This window comes from Pleomorphomonas koreensis DSM 23070 (genome assembly GCF_000425185.1).
Taxonomy (GTDB): domain Bacteria; phylum Pseudomonadota; class Alphaproteobacteria; order Rhizobiales; family Pleomorphomonadaceae; genus Pleomorphomonas; species Pleomorphomonas koreensis.
The window spans coordinates 1-1,808 of sequence record NZ_AULH01000063.1; the positions used below are offsets into that span (position 1 = coordinate 1).

The 1,808-nt window shown below is 66.5% G+C and carries 3 protein-coding genes; all 3 read left to right on the forward strand.

Features of this window, described 5'->3' with window-relative positions; genetic code table 11:
• The coding region (locus H512_RS0120015) for a carbohydrate ABC transporter permease (RefSeq protein ID WP_026784909.1) at nucleotides 1–573 on the forward strand (573 nt) is incomplete at its 5' end.
• A 17-nt stretch (nucleotides 574–590) separates the two neighbouring features.
• Nucleotides 591–1,601 (forward strand): aldo/keto reductase, encoded by a 1,011-nt coding sequence (locus tag H512_RS0120020; protein WP_026784910.1) that lies wholly within the window; start codon nucleotides 591–593, stop codon nucleotides 1,599–1,601.
• Between the two features lie 73 nt (nucleotides 1,602–1,674).
• Nucleotides 1,675–1,808: ATP-binding cassette domain-containing protein (locus H512_RS27255; RefSeq protein WP_156899593.1), on the forward strand; the 134-nt coding region annotated here is incomplete at its 3' end.

Below are 1,808 nucleotides of genomic sequence, written 5' to 3' on the forward strand. Positions count from 1 at the left end.
GCCGCCTTCGCCGCCTACGGCTTTGCCTGGGTCAGGTTTCCCGGCCGGCGGCTGATCTTCTCGATCGTCGTGGCGCTGATGGTGGTGCCGTTGCAGGTGTCGCTGGTGCCGGTGCTCAGCGACTATGTCCGGCTCGGGCTGAACGGCACCTACCTTGCCGTCTGGCTCGCCCACGCGGGTTTCGGCCTGCCGCTCGCCATCTACCTGCTTTACAACTTCATCGCCTCGCTGCCCCGCGAGCTTCTGGAGGCCGCCACCGTCGACGGCGCCAGCCATCTCAAGATTTTCCGCTCGATCATCCTGCCCTTGGCCGGGCCGGCGCTCGCGTCCTACGCCATCTTCCAGTTCCTGTGGGTCTGGAACGACTATCTGGTGTCGCTGATCTTCATCGGCAGCCAGCCCAACGTGCAAGTTCTGACCATGCGCCTTGCCGAGATCGTCGGCTCGCGCGGCAACGACTGGCATCTCCTGACCGCCGGCGCCTTCATTTCCATGATCCTGCCGCTGGCGGTGTTCTTCTCACTGCAACGCTACTTCGTTCGCGGCCTGACCGCGGGCGCCGTGAAATCGTGACTATCAAGGGGTTCAAGATGCAATACCGCCGCCTGGGCAATTCCGGTCTCCTCGTTTCCGAACTGGCGCTCGGCACCATGGTGTTCGGCGAGGCGAGCGATCGCGGCACGCCGGAGAAAGAGGCTGCGAAGCTGATCGACGCCTACATCGAGGCAGGCGGCAACCATTTCGACCTTGCCGACGTCTACGCAGGCGGCCGGGCTGAAGAGATCGTTGGCCAGACCCTCGGCGCTCGCCGCGCCGACGCCGTCATCGCCACCAAGGCGCGCTGGCCGATGGGGAGCGATCCCAACAAAGTCGGACTGTCGCGCCGGCACATCTGCGAAGCGCTGGAGGCGAGCCTTCGCCGGCTGCGCACCGACTATGTCGATGTCTACTACATGCACGGCTGGGACGCGCTGACGCCGCTCGAGGAGTCGCTGCGGGCCTTCGACGACCTCGTCGCGGCCGGCAAGGTTCGCTACATCGGCGTCTCGAACTTCATGGCCTGGCAGGTGATGAAGTCGCTCGGCCTCTGCGATCGCAACGGCTGGGTGCGCTTCGTCGCCGCCCAGTACCAGTATTCCCTGGTCGAGCGCGGCATCGAGGCGGAACTGGAGGCTCTTTGCGCGTCGGAAGGCGTCGGTCTCGTTCCGTGGGGACCGCTGGGTGGCGGCTTCCTGACCGGCAAGTATCAGAAGGGCTCGCGCCCCGACACGACGACCGGCCGGATCGGCATGACGCCGGACGAGTGGGAGGAATCCTGGGCGCACCGGGCGACGGATGCCAACTGGCGGACGCTGGACGCGGTCAAGGCGGTGGCCGCCGCGCATCCGGGTGCCACACCGGCCCAGGTGTCGCTCGGCTGGCTTCTCGCCCGTCCGACCGTCAGCTCCGTTGTGATCGGTGCCCGCACGGTCGAGCAGTTGCGCGCCAACCTCGCCGCCACCGAGCTGAAGTTTGCCCCCGAGGAGATCGCCGCCCTGACCGCCGCCTCGGCGGTTCGGCTGCCCTACCCGGCTCGTGCCGTCAACCTTGAAGCGCGCTGATCGACACTGTGCAGAGGCCTGGCATCCGGCGGATTGAGATCGCCGGTGTCAGGCCACCGCAAGGGAGTACCGCATGGCCAGTCTCACGATGCGCGATGTGCGCAAGAGCTTCGGACGGGTTGAGATCATCAAGGGCGTCGATCTCGACATTGGCGACGGCGAGTTCGTGGTGTTCGTCGGCCCGTCGGGCTGCGGCAAGTCGACGCT

What these genes read in the sequence shown, in the direction of transcription:
- H512_RS0120020 (WP_026784910.1), top strand. Translation starts at nt 591, where the DNA reads ATGCAATACCGCCGCCTGGGCAATTCCGGTCTCCTCGTTTCCGAACTG.